Genomic DNA, 17172 nt, shown 5'->3' with positions numbered 1-17172 from the left:
TTATACTGGAAATTCTGCCGCACCGTAAGAGCCTGGCCCGCGCTGGAACGCCTCGTTACCACTTTATATCGGGCCTGAAATCAGACTCTACGCCAGTTTGCTATAAAGGTGTTGCCCGAACTCATAAAAATTAACAAAATTTGTCGTTCCGCCATCGGCTAATCGCATTAAGGTGAGAGGCACGATTTTGTTTTGTCAGGAGTCATCATGCTTGAACTTAATGCTAAAACCACCGCGCTGGTGGTGATTGATTTACAAGAAGGCATCTTACCTTTTGCCGGTGGTCCACATACTGCCGATGAGGTGGTTAATCGCGCCGGGAAGCTGGCGGCGAAATTTCGCGCCAGCGGTCAGCCCGTGTTTCTGGTGCGTGTTGGCTGGTCTGCCGATTACGCCGAAGCATTAAAACAGCCGGTTGATGCCCCTTCCCCCGCTAAAGTGTTGCCCGAAAATTGGTGGCAACATCCTGTAGCATTAGGTGCAACCGACAGCGATATCGAAATCATCAAACGTCAATGGGGTGCGTTTTACGGTACGGATCTGGAGTTGCAATTACGCCGCCGGGGTATCGATACCATTGTTTTATGTGGGATCTCGACCAATATCGGTGTTGAATCCACCGCCCGCAATGCCTGGGAACTTGGCTTTAATCTGGTGATTGCCGAAGATGCCTGTAGTGCCGCTAGCGCCGAGCAGCACAATAACAGTATCAACCATATCTACCCGCGCATTGCCCGTGTGCGCTGCGTTGAAGAGATCCTCAACGCATTATGATTTACATCGGTCTGCCGCAATGGTCACATCCTAAATGGGTGCGGTTGGGGATCACCAGCCTTGAAGAGTATGCCCGCCACTTTAACTGTGTGGAGGGTAACACCACGCTTTATGCCCTGCCGAAACCCGAGGTTGTCCTGCGCTGGCGTGAGCAGACCACAGATGACTTCCGCTTCTGTTTTAAGTTTCCGGCGACCATTTCGCATCAGGCAGCATTACGGCATTGCGATGATTTAGTGACTGAATTTTTGACCCGCATGTCACCGTTGGCTCCGCGCATTGGACAATACTGGCTGCAACTGCCTGCCACATTCGGCCCACGGGAGCTGCCTGCGCTTTGGCATTTTCTCGATTCTCTTCCCGGCGAATTTAATTATGGTGTGGAAGTCCGCCATCCACAGTTTTTCGCCAAAGGGGAAGAGGAACAAACGCTTAATCGCGGTTTACATCAGCGCGGCGTTAATCGGGTGATTTTAGACAGCCGCCCGGTTCATGCAGCACGTCCACACAGTGAAGCTATTCGCGACGCTCAACGAAAAAAACCTAAAGTTCCGGTACATGCTGTACTGACGGCGACAAATCCGCTGATCCGTTTTATCGGTAGTGATGATATGACGCAAAACCGGGAATTATTTCAGGTCTGGTTACAAAAATTAGCGCAGTGGCATCAGACCACTACGCCTTATCTTTTTTTACATACGCCAGATATTGCCCAGGCCCCGGAACTGGTACATACCCTGTGGGAAGACTTACGTAAAACGCTTCCAGAGATCGGAGCAGTTCCGGCTATTCCACAGCAATCTTCTCTTTTCTGAATTTGCCACCTATCATAGACAGGTGCCATCGGCCATTTTAAAGGGAGTTTGTATGGTAAGCGCGCTGTATGCCGTTTTAAGTGCGTTGTTATTAATGAAGTTCTCTTTTGATGTCGTTCGCCTGCGAATGCAGTACCGCGTTGCCTATGGCGACGGCGGTTTTAGCGAACTGCAAAGCGCTATTCGCATTCATGGTAACGCGGTGGAATATATTCCCATCGCGATTGTGTTGATGCTGTTTATGGAAATGAATGGCGCAGAAACCTGGATGGTGCATATTTGCGGCATCGTTTTGCTTGCTGGTCGTCTGATGCATTATTACGGTTTTCATCACCGTCTGTTCCGCTGGCGACGTTCTGGCATGAGCGCCACCTGGTGTGCGCTGTTGCTGATGGTGCTGGCGAATCTTTGGTATATGCCCTGGGAGTTGGTTTTCTCCCTGCGTTAGCGCACAATACGCCACTTTCTTTTTCCCGGATTTTTACGTTATGTCTCACCGCGACACGCTATTTTCTGCCCCTATCGCCAGACTGGGCGACTGGACCTTTGATGAACGGGTAGCTGAAGTCTTCCCGGATATGATCCAGCGTTCCGTTCCCGGCTATTCCAATATTATTTCCATGATTGGTATGTTAGCCGAGCGCTTCGTTCAACCTGGTACGCAGGTTTACGATCTGGGTTGCTCTCTGGGCGCGGCGACGCTCTCGGTGCGTCGCAACATTCATCATGATAATTGCAAAATTATTGCCATCGACAACTCCCCGGCGATGATTGAACGCTGCCGTCGTCATATTGACGCCTATAAAGCCCCGACGCCAGTAGACGTTATTGAAGGTGATATTCGCGATATCGCCATTGAAAACGCATCGATGGTGGTGCTGAATTTTACCCTGCAATTCCTGGAACCTTCCGAGCGTCAGGCGTTACTGGATAAAATTTATCAAGGGCTGAACCCGGGCGGTGCGCTGGTGCTTTCGGAAAAATTCAGTTTCGAAGATGCCAAAGTTGGTGAATTGCTGTTCAACATGCACCACGACTTTAAACGCGCTAACGGTTACAGCGAACTGGAGATCAGCCAGAAGCGCAGCATGCTGGAAAACGTGATGCTGACCGATTCTGTGGAAACCCATAAAGCACGCCTGCATAAAGCCGGTTTTGAGCATAGCGAGCTGTGGTTCCAGTGCTTTAACTTTGGTTCACTGGTGGCATTAAAAGCAGAGGACGCTGCATGATCGACTTTGGTAACTTTTATTCTCTGATTGCCAAAAATCATCTTTCACACTGGCTGGAAACGCTGCCCGCGCAGATTGCTAACTGGCAGCGCGAACAGCAGCACGGTCTGTTTAAACAGTGGTCCAACGCGGTGGAATTTCTACCTGAAATTAAACCGTATCGTCTTGATTTATTGCATAGCGTTACGGCAGAAAGCGAAGAGCCACTGAGCGCAGGGCAAATTAAACGCATTGAAACGCTGATGCGCAACCTGATGCCGTGGCGCAAAGGGCCGTTCTCACTGTATGGCGTCAACATCGATACCGAATGGCGTTCCGACTGGAAATGGGATCGCGTTCTGCCCCATCTTTCTGATTTAACCGGGCGCACCATTCTTGATGTCGGCTGCGGCAGCGGTTATCACATGTGGCGCATGATTGGCGCAGGCGCACATCTGGCGGTGGGGATCGACCCTACGCAACTGTTTCTGTGCCAGTTTGAAGCAGTGCGTAAATTGTTAGGTAACGATCAACGTGCGCATCTGCTGCCGTTAGGCATTGAACAACTTCCGGCACTGAAAGCCTTTGATACCGTCTTTTCGATGGGCGTGCTTTATCATCGTCGTTCACCGCTGGAGCATCTCTGGCAGTTAAAAGACCAACTGGTGAATGAAGGTGAACTGGTGCTTGAAACGCTGGTTATTGATGGTGATGAGAACACGGTGCTGGTGCCGGGCGATCGTTACGCGCAAATGCGTAATGTCTATTTCATCCCTTCCGCGCTGGCGCTGAAAAACTGGCTGAAGAAGTGTGGTTTTGTTGATATTCGCATTGCGGATGTGAGCGTTACCACCACAGAAGAACAGCGACGCACCGAATGGATGGTTACTGAATCGCTGGCCGATTTCCTCGACCCGCATGATCCGAGTAAGACAGTTGAAGGTTATCCGGCACCTAAACGCGCGGTGCTGATTGCGCGCAAGCCGTAAAGATTAGCGCCCGTTTCCGGGCGCTTTTCACGTCTTATGCCTGAACAGCTGGCTGATCAAACGCCGTTAACTTCGGCGCATTGCTCGTATATTTTTCGATATACACCAGCGCAGAGTTACCGGCACAGGCATTTGCCAGCTGCGAGCTGGGGATATCCGCCGTTAACACGTTCGCACTGCCGTTTTTACACAAGCCATTTTCCAGATCTGGCCATGCACCTTCATGCACGCATACCACGCCTTTTTTGATCCCGTCAGTCACCACCGCGCCTGTCAGGATCTGACCACGTTTGTTCCAGACACGCACCAGATCGCCATTCGCAATACCAAAGCGAGCAGCATCTTCGGTGTGAATAGTGATCGGTTCACGATCGGCAACCGCATATTTTTTACGCAGTTCCGCATAGTTAAGCTGACTGTGTAAACGGTGTGCCGGATGTGCGGTCAGAAGCTGCAACTGCTTCTCGTCGGCGGTACCCTTCCACTCATCAGGCGCAAGCCAGGTTGGGTGTGCCGGGCAATCCTTATAGCCAAATTTTTCCAGCGTTTTGGAGTAAATCTCAATTTTGCCGCTTGGCGTACCCAGCGCATTTTTCACCGGATCGGCGCGGAAATCACCATAACGAACGTACTGTTCGTTCTTCTCGCTGCGGCGCATTTCGATCAGTTTATTTTGCTGCCAGAAAGCATTAAACATCGGCATAGTCACGCGTTGCGCACGCGCACCTTTCTGAGCGGCATCATAGAAAAATTTCAGCCACGCCATTTCATCTCTACCTTCGGTATAGATCTCTTTTCCGCCAGGTTTGAGTAATTCAGCAAGATCGGCAAACACATCAAAATCGTTACGCGCTTCAAATTGCGGAGCGACAGCCTGCTTCATCGGCACAATATGCTGGTTGCTGTAATCACCGGTCATCGTTAAGTCATTTCGCTCAAACGATGTGGTGATCGGTAATACGATATCTGCATGTTTAGCAGCTGCGGTCCAGTAGCATTCAGAAACGACGATCATCTCCGGTTTCTGCCAGGCTTTGATCAGACGATTAGTATCCTGGTGATGGGTAAAGTTACCGCCACCCGCCCACCAGATCATTTTGATATTCGGATACGTTTGTTCTTTACCGTTATGCTGATATTTGCCGCCAGGATTTTCCAGCGCATCGACGATACGGGCAACAGGAATCGCCGTCATTCCGCCATCATCAGCGGCCTCGCTGGCCTGTCCGGCAATCGCCGCAGACATTTCAGGCAGCACGCCGCCAACACGCGTCGGGTTGCCACCATTGGAGTAATGATAAGAGAAACCAAAACCGCCGCCCGGTGTACCAATCTGCCCTAACATCGCCGCCAGCGTCACCAGCATCCAGTGTTTCTGTTCACCATATTGCTGGCGCTGAATTCCCCAGCCTGCCATCAGCATTGTGCGATTCGCCGCCATTAGTTCAGCGAGTTTGACTATCTGCGCTTCCGGTACGCCAGTAATTTCCGCCGCCCAGGCCGCGCTCTTCGGCGTATTATCGCTCTTACCTGTCAGATACTCTTCAAACTGCGGGTAGCCGGTGGTGTATTTTTCCAGGAAGGCCTTATCGTGCTTACCTTGTACCATCAAGGTGTGCGCAATCCCTAACATCAACGCCACGTCGGTACCCATATTTGGGGCGATCCAGGTGGCGTTATCGCCAAAGAAGTCGATGGTTTCGGAGCGGATAGGATCAATGGCAATCACGGGTTTGCCAGATTTTTTCAGCTGATGGAAGTATTCCAGCCCTTGCTCATCGGTACTGCTCCAGGCAATTTTTAAGGTATTCAGCGGGTTCATCCCCCACAGCACCACAACCTGGCTGTTTTCCAGAATCAGCGGCCAGGAGGTCTGCTGTTCATACACCTCCACGGAACCCACCACATGCGGCATGATCACCTGTGCCGCCCCGGTTGAATAATCGCCGCTATGCCCGGAATAACCGCCCGCCAGGTTCATATAACGTTGCAGTAAGGTTTGCGCTTTATGCAACACGCCAGAAGAGCGCCAGCCGTAAGATCCGGCAAAAATGGCCGATGGTCCGTTAGCTTTACGAATACGATCGTGTTGCTCATGAATCAGTTTTAATGCTTGTTCCCAGCTCACCTGTACATAGATATCTTCGCCACGACCTTTCGCCGGTTGCAGTGGATTATCGAGATAGCTTTTTCTCACCATCGGATGCTGAATACGCGCCGTGGTGTGTACCTGATCCGCCGCCGTAGACTGTAAGGAGTTCGGTATGGTTTTCGCCAGCGCGCCTGTCGAAGAAACAATCTTGCCGTCCTTCACTTCTACGTTCATCGCTCCCCAACGGCCCGCGGTGAGAATTTTGCCGCCCTTCTCTTCTGCCCATGCAGGTAACGGTGCAGCCGATGTCACCACCAGCGCCCCTGCCGCAATACCGCTATGTTTAATAAATTCACGTCTTGTTAATGTCATAACTTCCTCCCTGATCAACGAGGATCACTGTTTCTCGGTAATATCTTTGGCGTTGTACTGGAAGTACCGCGTCAAAATGTCCAGTTCGTTTTCGCTCATGCTGGTTCGCGCACCCATTCCTTTGGCAATGGACGGCCATGTATTGACGGTGTAATGGTCGGCGGCAATAGGGGCATGGCAGCCAGCACAATAGGTGTCATCGAGTTTTTCAGCGTATTGCCATAACGGTTTACGATCCGCTAATACGGGATCGATTAGCGCCCCTTGTAATGACGCCTGACGCCATTGATTACCGTATTCGTCAGCCTGCCATTCCCCGTTTACCGTTAGCGCCTTGATACCTTCATCACTTAATGTGGCTAGCGCCAGACGTTGACCTGCCGCCAGATAGAGCGTGCTTTCACTGCCCTGCATTTGATAACCCTGCAACAGAACGATCGGCTGTTTGCCACTGGCATCAACGACGGTGAGATCGGTACCAGGATTCACAGTGGCCAGTTCGCCTATGCGGGAAGGTTTGAAAGGATAAATATGTGCGCCATTGGTCACAGAAGTGGCAGCCTGACTTTCCAGTTCATGCGCCGCGTTGTCATCCATTTTTATTTCTGGCGGGAAATGGGCAATGCCTTTATGACAATCAATACACGTTTCACCGTCCTTTTGCGCTTTGGTATGCATTTTCTGCGCAGATTCACTTTGCGAGGCAATATCCATCGCATCAAAAGAATGGCAACTACGGCACGTTGCAGAATCCGATGCTTTTAATTCTTTCCATACTGTTTCGGCCATTTCCTGACGATGTGCTTCGAACTTATCGTCACTGTCTATTTTGCCGCTAACAAATTCATGATAAATATCTTTAGATGCTTTTAATTTAGCAAATAAATAATCCATCCCTGACTTTGGAATATGGCAATCGGCACATTCCGCACGTATCCCTTTCTGGTTAGAAAAGTGGACAGTTCCCTGATATTCCTCAAAAGGTTTACTCATCGAGTGGCAGGAAAGGCAAAATGCTGTATCCGACGTTTTATGTAAGGCTTTTTGCGCCAGTAATAACCCGCCGCCACCAACCACAACCGTTATCAGCAAAAATAATAACCCAATGCGTTTTTTCCCTCGCATAGATTCCTCTAATTAATTCCAGAACACCGAAATCATTGTATAATTAAATATACAACGAATTGACCGCTTGCATAATTCGGCACAACAATGCCTGAAATAATCGATAAAGAATATGATTTATTACAATGTAATCATTAATTGCTAAGGAATAACCCAGTTGTTATTTAGAATATATATTTGTCAGTTTTAGTAATTTAAATTACATAATTAATGTGAATATATAAAATATTTTTAGCACAACGCTATGTGCACTGTCACCCGCTCAACAGATCGCGGTAATCGTTCATTTTTTATACTACTCATGGATAAAAAAAGGCCCCTGTTGAAATTGCAGGGGCCTGGTACGAGCAAGCATCATATTGGGCGACATGATGCAACGGTAAAAATCATTTGGCCTGATGGCGTTCAATGATTCCTTTCATTTCAGCAACCGCCGCCCCGTCTACGACATAACGCGAATACTCGTCCGCGTGTGCATCTGATGACATGGACAATCCTTGATTACGATAACGCATCGGTGAGGCTTGCCACGCTCCCGCGGAGCTATGGACTTCCAGCACTCCGGCATCGAGGAAGTGGTGCAGGTTTTCCGCACGGACTCCTGCTCCGGCCATAATGATTGGAGCATCACCATGGGCAATAAGTTCCATAATTTTTGATAAACCATGCAGTGCGTCTGATTTTTGCCCTGATGTCAGTACCCGGGTAATGCCCAATCCCGCAAGATTATTGAGTGTATTTAAAGGGTTAGCGCACATATCGAAGGCGCGATGAAAAGTCACTGCCAGCGGACCGGCAGCAGCCATTATTTTTTCCATTCGTGGCATATCGACATTCCCGTCAACCTCGAGAACGCCCGTCACCAGTCCAGGAAAACCTAATTCGCGGACTGTGCGCACATCTTCAAGAATGGCGGCAAACTCACCGTCGCTGTAGCAAAAATCACCACCCCGTGGGCGGATAATCGGATGCACAGGGATCGTCACCCGCTGGCGCACGGATTTCAGTACCCCCAACGACGGCGTTAAGCCCCCCTCTTTTGGAGCTGCGCATAATTCAACTCTGTCAGCGCCGTTTTGCTGCGCCGTTAGCGCGCATTCCATGCTGTAACAGCAAATTTCCAGTAATGCCATTTTTGCTCCTTAGTTACGCCGACTGCTCGCTGGCAACGATCTCTTCAATGGACCACGGATGAAACTTAATGGTTGTTTTACCATCGGTGACCGCCAGCGTCGGATTCGGTAATCGTTCATGCTCACCTTTTGGCGAACTGGTTTTAACTGAGATCCCCGGCAGGCTGAGTCCTTCATCAGAAAGCAATGCCAGCGCACGGGCATTCAGCGTTTCTGGATCACCCGGCAGAACGATTTCAATATGTTCCCAACCTTCGTGCGGGTAACGTTTTTCCCCGGGCCACGGTAGCTCCACAATGGAAAACTGCCAGTGCGCAACCTGTACCGGTTCATGCAATTTAAACAGACAAATCGGCCTGCCATTGATCATATTTTCTGACAAAAGCTCGCCGCACTGTTCAAACCCGCGACGCCAGCGTTCAGCGGTGACGTTTTGATGGCAACGCAAAGAAATGTGATCGGCAGTCAGTGGAGTGATATCCAACTCCAGACGGCGGGAAAGTTCATCTAATGCGTGGGTAAATCGCGGTAAATCCGATGCAATATCCTGCAACTCGTCGATAGAATGCCAGTTCGCCATAATCACTCTTCGTCTTCCAGTAAAAGCGTTAATTTACCCTGTTGCCCTGCGCCAACCAACCGCTGATTTCACGCCGCTTCTGATGCAATAGTGAAAACGGCAATACGCCACGCGCACGTTGCTGACGAAAACAGCCATTTGCAGTATACTCCCGCCCTAATTTCTTTAACTGGTGCGGGCAAATTTTGCTCGCTTCATCAATGTAAGGTATTCCGGTGAATATTCAGGCTCTTCTCTCAGAAAAAGTCCGTCAGGCCATGATTGCGGCAGGCGCGCCTGCGGATTGCGAACCGCAGGTTCGTCAGTCAGCAAAAGTTCAGTTCGGCGACTATCAGGCTAACGGCATGATGGCAGTTGCTAAAAAACTGGGTATGGCACCGCGACAATTAGCAGAGCAGGTGCTGACTCATCTGGATCTTAACGGTATCGCCAGCAAAGTTGAGATCGCCGGTCCAGGCTTTATCAACATTTTCCTTGATCCGGCATTCCTGGCTGATCATGTTCAGCAGGCGCTGGCGTCCGATCGTCTCGGTGTTGCTACGCCAGAAAAACAGACCATTGTGGTTGACTACTCTGCGCCAAACGTGGCGAAAGAGATGCATGTCGGTCACCTGCGCTCTACCATTATTGGTGACGCAGCAGTTCGTACTCTGGAGTTCCTCGGTCACAAAGTGATTCGCGCAAACCACGTCGGCGACTGGGGCACTCAGTTCGGTATGCTGATTGCATGGCTGGAAAAGCAGCAGCAGGAAAACGCCGGTGAAATGGAGCTGGCTGACCTTGAAGGTTTCTACCGCGATGCGAAAAAGCATTACGACGAAGATGAAGAGTTTGCCGAGCGTGCACGTAACTACGTGGTAAAACTGCAAAGCGGTGACGAATATTTCCGCGAGATGTGGCGCAAACTGGTCGACATCACCATGACGCAGAACCAGATCACCTACGATCGTCTCAACGTGACGCTGACCCGTGATGACGTGATGGGTGAAAGCCTCTACAACCCAATGCTGCCGGGTATCGTGGCGGACCTGAAGGCCAAAGGTCTGGCAGTAGAAAGTGAAGGCGCGACCGTCGTATTCCTTGATGAGTTCAAAAACAAGGAAGGCGAACCGATGGGCGTGATCATTCAGAAGAAAGATGGTGGCTATCTCTACACCACCACTGATATCGCCTGTGCGAAATATCGTTATGAAACACTGCATGCCGATCGCGTGCTGTATTACATCGACTCCCGTCAGCATCAACACCTGATGCAGGCGTGGGCTATCGTCCGCAAAGCAGGCTATGTACCGGAATCCGTACCGCTGGAACACCACATGTTCGGCATGATGCTGGGTAAAGACGGCAAACCGTTCAAAACCCGCGCGGGTGGTACAGTGAAACTGGCAGACCTGCTGGATGAAGCCCTGGAGCGTGCACGCCGTCTGGTGGCAGAAAAGAACCCGGATATGCCAGCCGACGAGCTGGAAAAACTGGCTAACGCGGTTGGTATTGGTGCGGTGAAATATGCGGATCTCTCCAAAAACCGCACCACGGACTACATCTTCGACTGGGACAACATGCTGGCGTTTGAGGGTAATACCGCGCCATACATGCAGTATGCTTACACGCGTGTATTATCCGTGTTCCGTAAAGCAGAAATTGACGAAGAGCAACTGGCTGCAGCTCCGGTAATCATCCGTGAAGATCGTGAAGCACAACTGGCAGCTCGCCTGCTGCAGTTTGAAGAAACCCTCACTGTGGTTGCCCGTGAAGGCACGCCGCATGTGATGTGTGCTTACCTGTACGATCTGGCCGGTCTGTTCTCTGGCTTCTACGAGCACTGCCCGATCCTCAGCGCAGAAAACGAAGAAGTGCGTAACAGCCGTCTGAAACTGGCACAACTGACGGCGAAGACGCTGAAGCTGGGTCTGGATACGCTGGGTATTGAGACAGTAGAGCGTATGTAATCGCGTTATACGGCAAAAGCCGATGTCATGGCAGACATCGGCTTTTTTATCATTAACGATAATTCACAATCACTTCATTCCGTTGTACCTTTAGCGGCGGAATTAACCGCCCACCGCCAGGCACTTCCCAGATAAATCGCAACGGTTCTATCGCCGGTATACCGGAAAAGGCCACGGTGGTTCCACTCTGCCCTTCTAATTCGACACAACGAGATTGCGAACACAAGCGAACCCGCAATCCTGCAGGTGTCGGACCGATAAGCTGATAACGCCACGCCACCAGCGTCATCAATCCTGAAGCAGGTTGTCGAGTAGAAAGAGGCGCTGATGACATCGACTCACCACGGTGATTCAGCGTAACGCCCACACTACTCGCCTGCCACATCCCCTCCCCCGCGGCTTGCACCAGCAGCGGAAACAATAATATTGCTAATAAGGTTCTCATCATTTACCGCCAATTGTCGCCGTCATGCGGATATGTCGGTTATCAGACAGTTCCAGATTCGACAGTACCACTAACTGCGGCAGACTGCGGCGCAGGAAGCGAGACAATAATGGTCGCAGCGCGTGGTTCACCAATAAAACTGGCGGCGCACCCAACATCTCCTGACGGGATAGCGCTTCCTGAGTTTGCGCCAGTAAACGATCCGCCAACCCTGGCTCCAGTCCGCCCCCGCCCTGCAGCGCCTGTAGTAACAAACGTTCCAGCGGTGTATCGAGGCCAATAACATGGACTTCATCTTTGCCAGGAAACCACTGCTGGGTAATCGCCCGTCCCAACGCCACGCGCACGACGGCGGTTAATTCATGTGGATCGCTCTGGATGGGCGCATGTTCCGCCAGCGTTTCGAGAATGGTGCGCATATCGCGAATCGGCACTTTTTCATCGAGGAGATTTTGCAGCACTTTATGCAGTGTGGTGAGCGTTACGACGCCAGGAACGAGATCTTCCGTCAGCTTTGGCATCTCCTGGGCGACGCGATCCAACAGCTGTTGCGCCTCCTGACGACCAAACAGCTCTGCGGCATGCTGGCTAATGAGGTGGTTAAGATGCGTTGCCACCACCGTGCTGGCCTCAACCACGGTGTACCCCTGAATCTGCGCCTGTTCTTTAAGCGCACTTTCAATCCAGATAGCATTCAGGCCAAATGCCGGATCGACGGTCGCCTCACCAGGTAACGTCCCGGCAGCGGTACCAGGGTTAATCGCCAACCAACGCCCCGGATAAGCATCACCACTGCCTATCTCCACGCCTTTCATCAAAATGCGATAGCGGGCAGGTTGCAGATCCATATTGTCGCGAATGTGCACCACTGGCGGCAGAAACCCCATCTCCTGGGCAAATTTCTTGCGGATACTGCGTATACGGCCCAACAACTCACCATCCTGCTGGAAATCGACCATCGGGATCAGGCGATAACCCACTTCCATTCCCAGAGAATCTTCCAGTTGTACATCGTTCCACGTCGCTTCGACAACGGTATTATTCTCTGCCATTTTTACCGGTTTTGGTTCGGCAGGCGCTTTTTGTTCACGTCCACGGATCCACCAGGCCAGCCCCAGCAATCCGGCAGTGAACAGCAAAAATACCAGGTTTGGCATTCCAGGCACCAGGCCGAGTAAACCGAGCACGGCGGCGCTTAACAACATAACGCTTGGGTTACTGAAAAGCTGATTCACCATCTGCTCGCCAACATCCTGATCGGTGCTGACACGCGTAACGATGACCCCCGCGGCGGTAGAAATCACCAACGCCGGAATTTGTGCCACCAGACCGTCGCCAATGGTCAATAGCGTATAACTTTCCGCCGCGTGTCCCATGCTCATGCCATGTTGCAGCACGCCGACCAGCAACCCGCCGACAACGTTAATGACCATGATGAGGATCCCGGCGATGGCATCGCCGCGAACAAACTTACTTGCCCCGTCCATTGAACCGTAAAAATCGGCTTCCTGAGTCACTTCGGAGCGGCGTTTTTTCGCTTCATCTTCACCAATCAATCCGGCGTTAAGGTCGGCGTCAATCGCCATCTGCTTACCCGGCATACCATCGAGAACAAAGCGCGCACCCACTTCTGCGATACGCCCGGCACCTTTGGTGATAACCATAAAGTTGATGATCACGAGAATGACGAACACCACGATACCGATAGCGAAATTGCCACCAACGAGGAAGTGACCGAACGCTTCGACCACCTTTCCAGCCGCCGCCGCGCCAGTATGCCCTTCCATCAAAATGATACGGGTTGAAGCCACGTTAAGTGCCAGACGCAACAGCGTGGTAAACAACAGGATGGTCGGAAACGCAGCAAACTCAAGCGTGCGCTGGGTAAACATCGCCACCAGCAACACCATGATCGACAAGGCAATATTGAAGGTAAACAACAGGTCGAGTATGAATGCGGGCAGTGGCAGCACCATCATCGACAAGATCAACAGGATCAAAATCGGTCCGGCAAGGATCTGCCATTGTGTCAATTTCAGGTTTGCGGGCAGGCGCAGCATCGCGGCCAGATTACTCATGGGTCGGTTTCTCGTTAATAAAATCCAGGGCTTCCGGCACCGGAAGATGAGTAGGTTGTACAGGGCGCTGTCCACCAGCCAGACGCCAGCGTTTCAGTTGCCAGACCCAGGCCAGCACTTCCGCTACCGCGGCGTACAGTTGACCCGGGATTTGTTGACCGATCTCCGCATGTCGATACAGCGCTCGCGCCAGCGGCGGCGCTTCAAGCGTAGGGACGTTATTTTCAGCACCAATTTCACGAATGCGCAGCGCGACCAGTCCTGCACCTTTAGCGACCACTTTCGGTGCGCTCATTTTGTTTTCGTCATACTGCAACGCTACCGAATAGTGGGTTGGGTTATTGACAATGACATCCGCTTTCGGCACATCGGCCATCATCCGACGCCGCGCGGCAGCTCGCTGCATCTGACGTATCCGCCCTTTAACATGGGGGTCGCCTTCGCTTTGTTTGAACTCATCACGAATATCCTGCCGCGACATTCGCAGCTTTTTCAGGTGGCTGAAGATTTGGAAAAAGACGTCAAATCCCACCATCGGAATAACACCAAGCACCACCAGCAGTGCGCATAGCCCTACCAGATCCATCGCATTACCCATGGCGGTAATCGGAGACTCGGCCATTAAGCGCATCATCTGCGGCCAGTGATGCCAGAGAAAAAACCCCGTCACGCTGCCAACCAGGATGGTTTTCAAAATTGCCTTAAGCAACTCCGCGCCAGTCTGTGCCGAGAACATCCGTTTAATGCCCGGTAGCGGGTTGAGTTTGGAAAACTTCGGCTGCAAGGATTTGCCGCTAAATACCAGCCCCCCCAGCATAACCGGAGAAATAATCGCCACCAGCACCACGCCGCTAATCAGCGGTAGCAGCGCCAGCATGGCTTCTCTGATCAGCAGAATAATTTGCCCGAGGATCAGATTCGGGTCATTGATAATACTGTGATCAAAATGCAGCCCAGCGGAGAGCATGCCCGACAATCGACGGGCCAGCGACACACCGCCAAACCAGATAACACACACACCCACTAACAAAATCAGCAGCGAGGTCAGTTCACGGGAACGCGGGATTTGCCCCTCTTCCCGCGCTTTTTCTAGTCGGTGAGGTGTGGGGGCTTCTGTTTTGTCGTCGCTCTCGTCAGACACGTCGCCAATCCTGGAAAGAGTATTAAGCGTAAATGATGCCAGAGCGCAAAGCGTTCAATGGTTTGAGTAAGGGGCAAAACAGGCGGGATTTAGGGCGTTTATGCAAAAAATAGGTTCAGTTGCAGAACGTTTTGCGAACCATTTTCCAGTTCTGATATTTAGCCATTTAGCCTATAGAATCGCCCACCGCCTCTCTGTTAGTTTGCTAATAATTAAATTATTACAAAGGCGATCAAATGGAATGGCAACAATTGCTTAACTGCAACCGTCGGAAAGATAATCTAAAAAAAACCAGCATAGAATTTTTACATCCCCTTGCTAGCGGAAGACAAGAGATCGAGCGAGATTACGACCGATTACTTTTTGCTGCGCCAACTCGTCGGCTTGCGGATAAAACACAAGTTTTCCCGTTAGATCAAAATGACAGTATACGGACGAGGCTGACTCATTCTCACGAAGTAGCAAACTTTTCTCGCGGAATAGGAATGAGACTCGCTTTCGAGATGAAGGAACACATCTTTGGCGAAATACCCACGAGGATTGTCGTTGAACGCGACGTTCCTGCTCTGTTAGCAGCGATCGGACTGGCACACGATCTCGGTAATCCACCATTTGGGCATCAAGGTGAAGCAGCGATGCGCGCATGGTTTAATAAAAATCTTCCTGGCCTTCTTGATAAAGAAGTAAACAGCGAAATATATAACGACTTTCTGCAATTTGATGGAAACTCACAAACCCTGCGCCTGGTTACCAAATTACAAATTATTAACGATAACTTTGGTCTGAATCTGACCTATGCCACGCTGGCTGCACTGATCAAATATCCCCGAGCTTCATATTCATCGGACAAACATTGGAAAAAGCACGGTTTTTTCTATTCTGAGCATGAGGTTGTCATGGATGTCTGGCAGCAAACGGGCCTTGGCGTACCAGGTAATGATGCCGGTTGCCGCCACCCATTTACCTGGATAATGGAAGCTTGCGACGATATTGCCTACTCTGTGCTTGACGCAGAAGATACCATCAAGAAAGGATTTGCCTCATACCAGGATTTGCGTGATTTTTTGATGTCACAATCCGAGCCGAACGATGTAATTCAACATGTTATTGAAGCTGTAGAGGCCAAAAATGACGCCTGGAAAGAGCAAAGAAATGCACTTTCACCGGCGGAAATTAATGAACTCAGTATGCAAATGTTCAGAGTTTATGCCACCAGTGCATTGATTAATGCCGTAGTAGAAGCCTTTCGCGAACAATTACCCACGCTGATGCAGCGTGACTGCCCGTTCAAAGATTTAATCTCGCAAAGCAAAGGTCACGCTCTCTGCACTGCCCTGAAAATGTTCGACCGAACACGAGGCTACCTTCATCGTTCAGTCTTGCAACTGGAACTTAGGGGATCTAATTACATTACTAACTTGATGGATATGCTCTGGATTGGCATCCATGGACACAAAACAAAGAAAGAACGAGACGGAGAACGCGAGTCCGCGTCTACAGATAACCTTTTTGTTTCTCGTGAAGAATACCTGTCGGATACTCCCTTTGGTCGCTATGCTTACGGGACAATCTCTGAAAATTATCGCCGTGTGTTTGAAGATCCCGCCAATACACTCCCTATTCTTTATAAAGAAGCGCAGTTGCTTACCGACGCAATCTCAGGCATGACGGATAGTTATTTAATGCGCCTTCACGATGAGCTAAAATCACTGTATGAATGTGGTCTCAAACACCCAACAGCTTGAACAGCGTATCGCCGATTTTTTTACGCTTAGTGATGAGCATAAGAAAGCCAGAGTATTACTTGATACTCTGGCCTGTTCCTGTCCGGCCTGGATTTTTGGCGGGATGGTGCGTGACTTAGGCTTGTTTGGCGTCGAGGGATTCTCTTCAGACCTTGATATCGTCATCGGTCGCTCCCGTGAGGAACTCTTCCGGACATTGGCTGAACTGCCCGTCAAACAACTGCGTTTTAATAAGTTCGGTGGGATCCGTTTTCGTTATCACGACTTCGAATTTGATATCTGGAACCTCAATGAGACATGGGCATTTCGGGAAAAACTTATATTTTGTGAGGATGAATCAAGTCTGTTAAACACTACGCTGATGAGTTGGGATGCCGTGCTCTATGATCTACGTAGTGAAAAAATTATCAGTAAAGATAATTATTTGACCGACTTAAATCGCAGACATCTTGAACTTGTTCTTCATACTAACCCCAATCCAAGCGGTTCGGTAACGAAAATTTTACGCACTATTTTTACTAAGCAGGTAAAGAGTTTAGGTCCGGAACTCTGTCATTTCTTGCACCATGAACTGACGAAAAAACGTTATGAAGTTTGGCATCATTACGATGTACTGCACTACCAGTCATCGTCATTTTCTCGTTCACAATTTAATGCGTTGATAAATTTACTGGCGCAACAATCACGCTTCGCTGATCTAAAATTATCAAATTACAAATAACC

Annotated in this window: 15 protein-coding genes; 8 read left to right on the top strand and 7 right to left on the bottom strand. The window is 50.3% G+C overall.

The genetic code is table 11. From position 1 onward, the window contains the following. Positions 1-207 precede the first annotated feature (207 nt). From ACJHX7_RS03375 to cmoB, 5 genes are read left to right on the top strand one after another with little or no spacing between them, the layout of a single operon-like run. Positions 208-774: a hydrolase gene (locus ACJHX7_RS03375; protein WP_000891624.1), complete on the top strand. Its 567-nt coding sequence runs from the start codon at positions 208-210 to the stop codon at positions 772-774. After that, positions 771-1589, top strand: coding sequence for a DUF72 domain-containing protein (locus ACJHX7_RS03370; protein WP_000639274.1), 819 nt, complete (start codon positions 771-773; stop codon positions 1587-1589). Before ACJHX7_RS03375 ends, ACJHX7_RS03370 begins: the two co-directional genes overlap by 4 nt. Positions 1590-1641: 52 nt before the next feature. Beyond that, positions 1642-2037: an MAPEG family protein gene (locus ACJHX7_RS03365; RefSeq protein WP_000252980.1), complete on the top strand. Its 396-nt coding sequence runs from the start codon at positions 1642-1644 to the stop codon at positions 2035-2037. 40 nt (positions 2038-2077) lie between these two features. Further along, positions 2078-2821: a carboxy-S-adenosyl-L-methionine synthase CmoA gene (gene cmoA, locus ACJHX7_RS03360; protein WP_000019588.1), complete on the top strand. Its 744-nt coding sequence runs from the start codon at positions 2078-2080 to the stop codon at positions 2819-2821. After that, entirely contained in the window at positions 2818-3789 is a 972-nt protein-coding gene (gene cmoB, locus ACJHX7_RS03355) for a tRNA 5-methoxyuridine(34)/uridine 5-oxyacetic acid(34) synthase CmoB (protein WP_000564726.1), read from the top strand. Before cmoA ends, cmoB begins: the two co-directional genes overlap by 4 nt. 34 nt (positions 3790-3823) lie before the next feature. Here the strand turns inward: cmoB and torZ are convergent, their stop codons facing one another. From torZ to ACJHX7_RS03335, 4 genes are all read right to left on the bottom strand, one after another. Beyond that, the gene (gene torZ, locus ACJHX7_RS03350) at positions 3824-6253 is read right to left on the bottom strand and encodes a trimethylamine N-oxide reductase TorZ (protein ID WP_032171425.1); all 2430 of its coding nucleotides are present in this window, start codon (positions 6251-6253) and stop codon (positions 3824-3826) included. A gap of 24 nt (positions 6254-6277) precedes the next feature. Continuing rightward, the gene (locus tag ACJHX7_RS03345) at positions 6278-7378 is read right to left on the bottom strand and encodes a NapC/NirT family cytochrome c (RefSeq protein WP_001214336.1); all 1101 of its coding nucleotides are present in this window, start codon (positions 7376-7378) and stop codon (positions 6278-6280) included. 386 nt (positions 7379-7764) lie between these two features. After that, entirely contained in the window at positions 7765-8511 is a 747-nt protein-coding gene (gene cutC / locus ACJHX7_RS03340) for a copper homeostasis protein CutC (protein ID WP_094029616.1), read from the bottom strand. Between the two features lie 13 nt (positions 8512-8524). Then, positions 8525-9091: a VOC family protein gene (locus tag ACJHX7_RS03335; RefSeq protein WP_094029659.1), complete on the bottom strand. Its 567-nt coding sequence runs from the start codon at positions 9089-9091 to the stop codon at positions 8525-8527. Between the two features lie 215 nt (positions 9092-9306). Here ACJHX7_RS03335 and argS point away from each other — a divergent pair, with 215 nt between their 5' ends. Next, entirely contained in the window at positions 9307-11040 is a 1734-nt protein-coding gene (gene argS, locus ACJHX7_RS03330; RefSeq protein WP_001025308.1) for an arginine--tRNA ligase, read from the top strand. A 52-nt stretch (positions 11041-11092) separates the two neighbouring features. On the opposite strand, the gene flhe is transcribed toward argS, so the two are convergent. From flhe to flhB, 3 genes are read right to left on the bottom strand one after another with little or no spacing between them, the layout of a single operon-like run. Then, on the bottom strand, positions 11093-11485 hold the full coding sequence (flhe, locus tag ACJHX7_RS03325) for a flagellar protein FlhE (protein WP_085458820.1): 393 nt from the start codon (positions 11483-11485) through the stop codon (positions 11093-11095). Continuing rightward, positions 11485-13563, bottom strand: coding sequence for a flagellar biosynthesis protein FlhA (gene flhA / locus ACJHX7_RS03320; protein WP_094029615.1), 2079 nt, complete (start codon positions 13561-13563; stop codon positions 11485-11487). Before flhA ends, flhe begins: the two co-directional genes overlap by 1 nt. Beyond that, positions 13556-14704, bottom strand: coding sequence for a flagellar biosynthesis protein FlhB (gene flhB, locus ACJHX7_RS03315; protein ID WP_001278919.1), 1149 nt, complete (start codon positions 14702-14704; stop codon positions 13556-13558). The genes flhA and flhB overlap by 8 nt, the downstream gene beginning before the upstream one ends. A 236-nt stretch (positions 14705-14940) precedes the next feature. Between flhB and dgt the strand changes: the two genes are divergently transcribed. Together dgt and ACJHX7_RS03305 are read left to right on the top strand one after the other, a co-directional pair. Then, positions 14941-16449 carry a dGTP triphosphohydrolase gene (gene dgt, locus ACJHX7_RS03310; RefSeq protein WP_022645816.1) on the top strand — a complete coding sequence of 503 codons (1509 nt, stop codon included), beginning with the start codon at positions 14941-14943 and terminating at the stop codon, positions 16447-16449. Beyond that, positions 16418-17170 carry a hypothetical protein gene (locus tag ACJHX7_RS03305; protein ID WP_001103661.1) on the top strand — a complete coding sequence of 251 codons (753 nt, stop codon included), beginning with the start codon at positions 16418-16420 and terminating at the stop codon, positions 17168-17170. The genes dgt and ACJHX7_RS03305 overlap by 32 nt, the downstream gene beginning before the upstream one ends. The last annotated feature ends 2 nt before the right edge of the window (positions 17171-17172 follow it).

Origin of the sequence: Escherichia sp. WS1451, assembly GCF_046487365.1 — a bacterium.
GTDB lineage: Bacteria > Pseudomonadota > Gammaproteobacteria > Enterobacterales > Enterobacteriaceae > Escherichia > Escherichia coli.
This window is presented reverse-complemented; position numbering and strand designations above follow the sequence as displayed.

Coding starts and splice junctions, on each gene's coding strand:
- ACJHX7_RS03375 (WP_000891624.1), top strand. CDS start 208: ATGCTTGAACTTAATGCTAAAACCACCGCGCTGGTGGTGATTGATTTA.
- ACJHX7_RS03370 (WP_000639274.1), top strand. CDS start 771: ATGATTTACATCGGTCTGCCGCAATGGTCACATCCTAAATGGGTGCGG.
- ACJHX7_RS03365 (WP_000252980.1), top strand. CDS start 1,642: ATGGTAAGCGCGCTGTATGCCGTTTTAAGTGCGTTGTTATTAATGAAG.
- cmoA (WP_000019588.1), top strand. CDS start 2,078: ATGTCTCACCGCGACACGCTATTTTCTGCCCCTATCGCCAGACTGGGC.
- cmoB (WP_000564726.1), top strand. CDS start 2,818: ATGATCGACTTTGGTAACTTTTATTCTCTGATTGCCAAAAATCATCTT.
- torZ (WP_032171425.1), bottom strand. CDS start 6,253: ATGACATTAACAAGACGTGAATTTATTAAACATAGCGGTATTGCGGCA.
- ACJHX7_RS03345 (WP_001214336.1), bottom strand. CDS start 7,378: ATGCGAGGGAAAAAACGCATTGGGTTATTATTTTTGCTGATAACGGTT.
- cutC (WP_094029616.1), bottom strand. CDS start 8,511: ATGGCATTACTGGAAATTTGCTGTTACAGCATGGAATGCGCGCTAACG.
- ACJHX7_RS03335 (WP_094029659.1), bottom strand. CDS start 9,091: ATGGCGAACTGGCATTCTATCGACGAGTTGCAGGATATTGCATCGGAT.
- flhe (WP_085458820.1), bottom strand. CDS start 11,485: ATGAGAACCTTATTAGCAATATTATTGTTTCCGCTGCTGGTGCAAGCC.
- flhA (WP_094029615.1), bottom strand. CDS start 13,563: ATGAGTAATCTGGCCGCGATGCTGCGCCTGCCCGCAAACCTGAAATTG.
- dgt (WP_022645816.1), top strand. CDS start 14,941: ATGGAATGGCAACAATTGCTTAACTGCAACCGTCGGAAAGATAATCTA.
- ACJHX7_RS03305 (WP_001103661.1), top strand. CDS start 16,418: ATGAATGTGGTCTCAAACACCCAACAGCTTGAACAGCGTATCGCCGAT.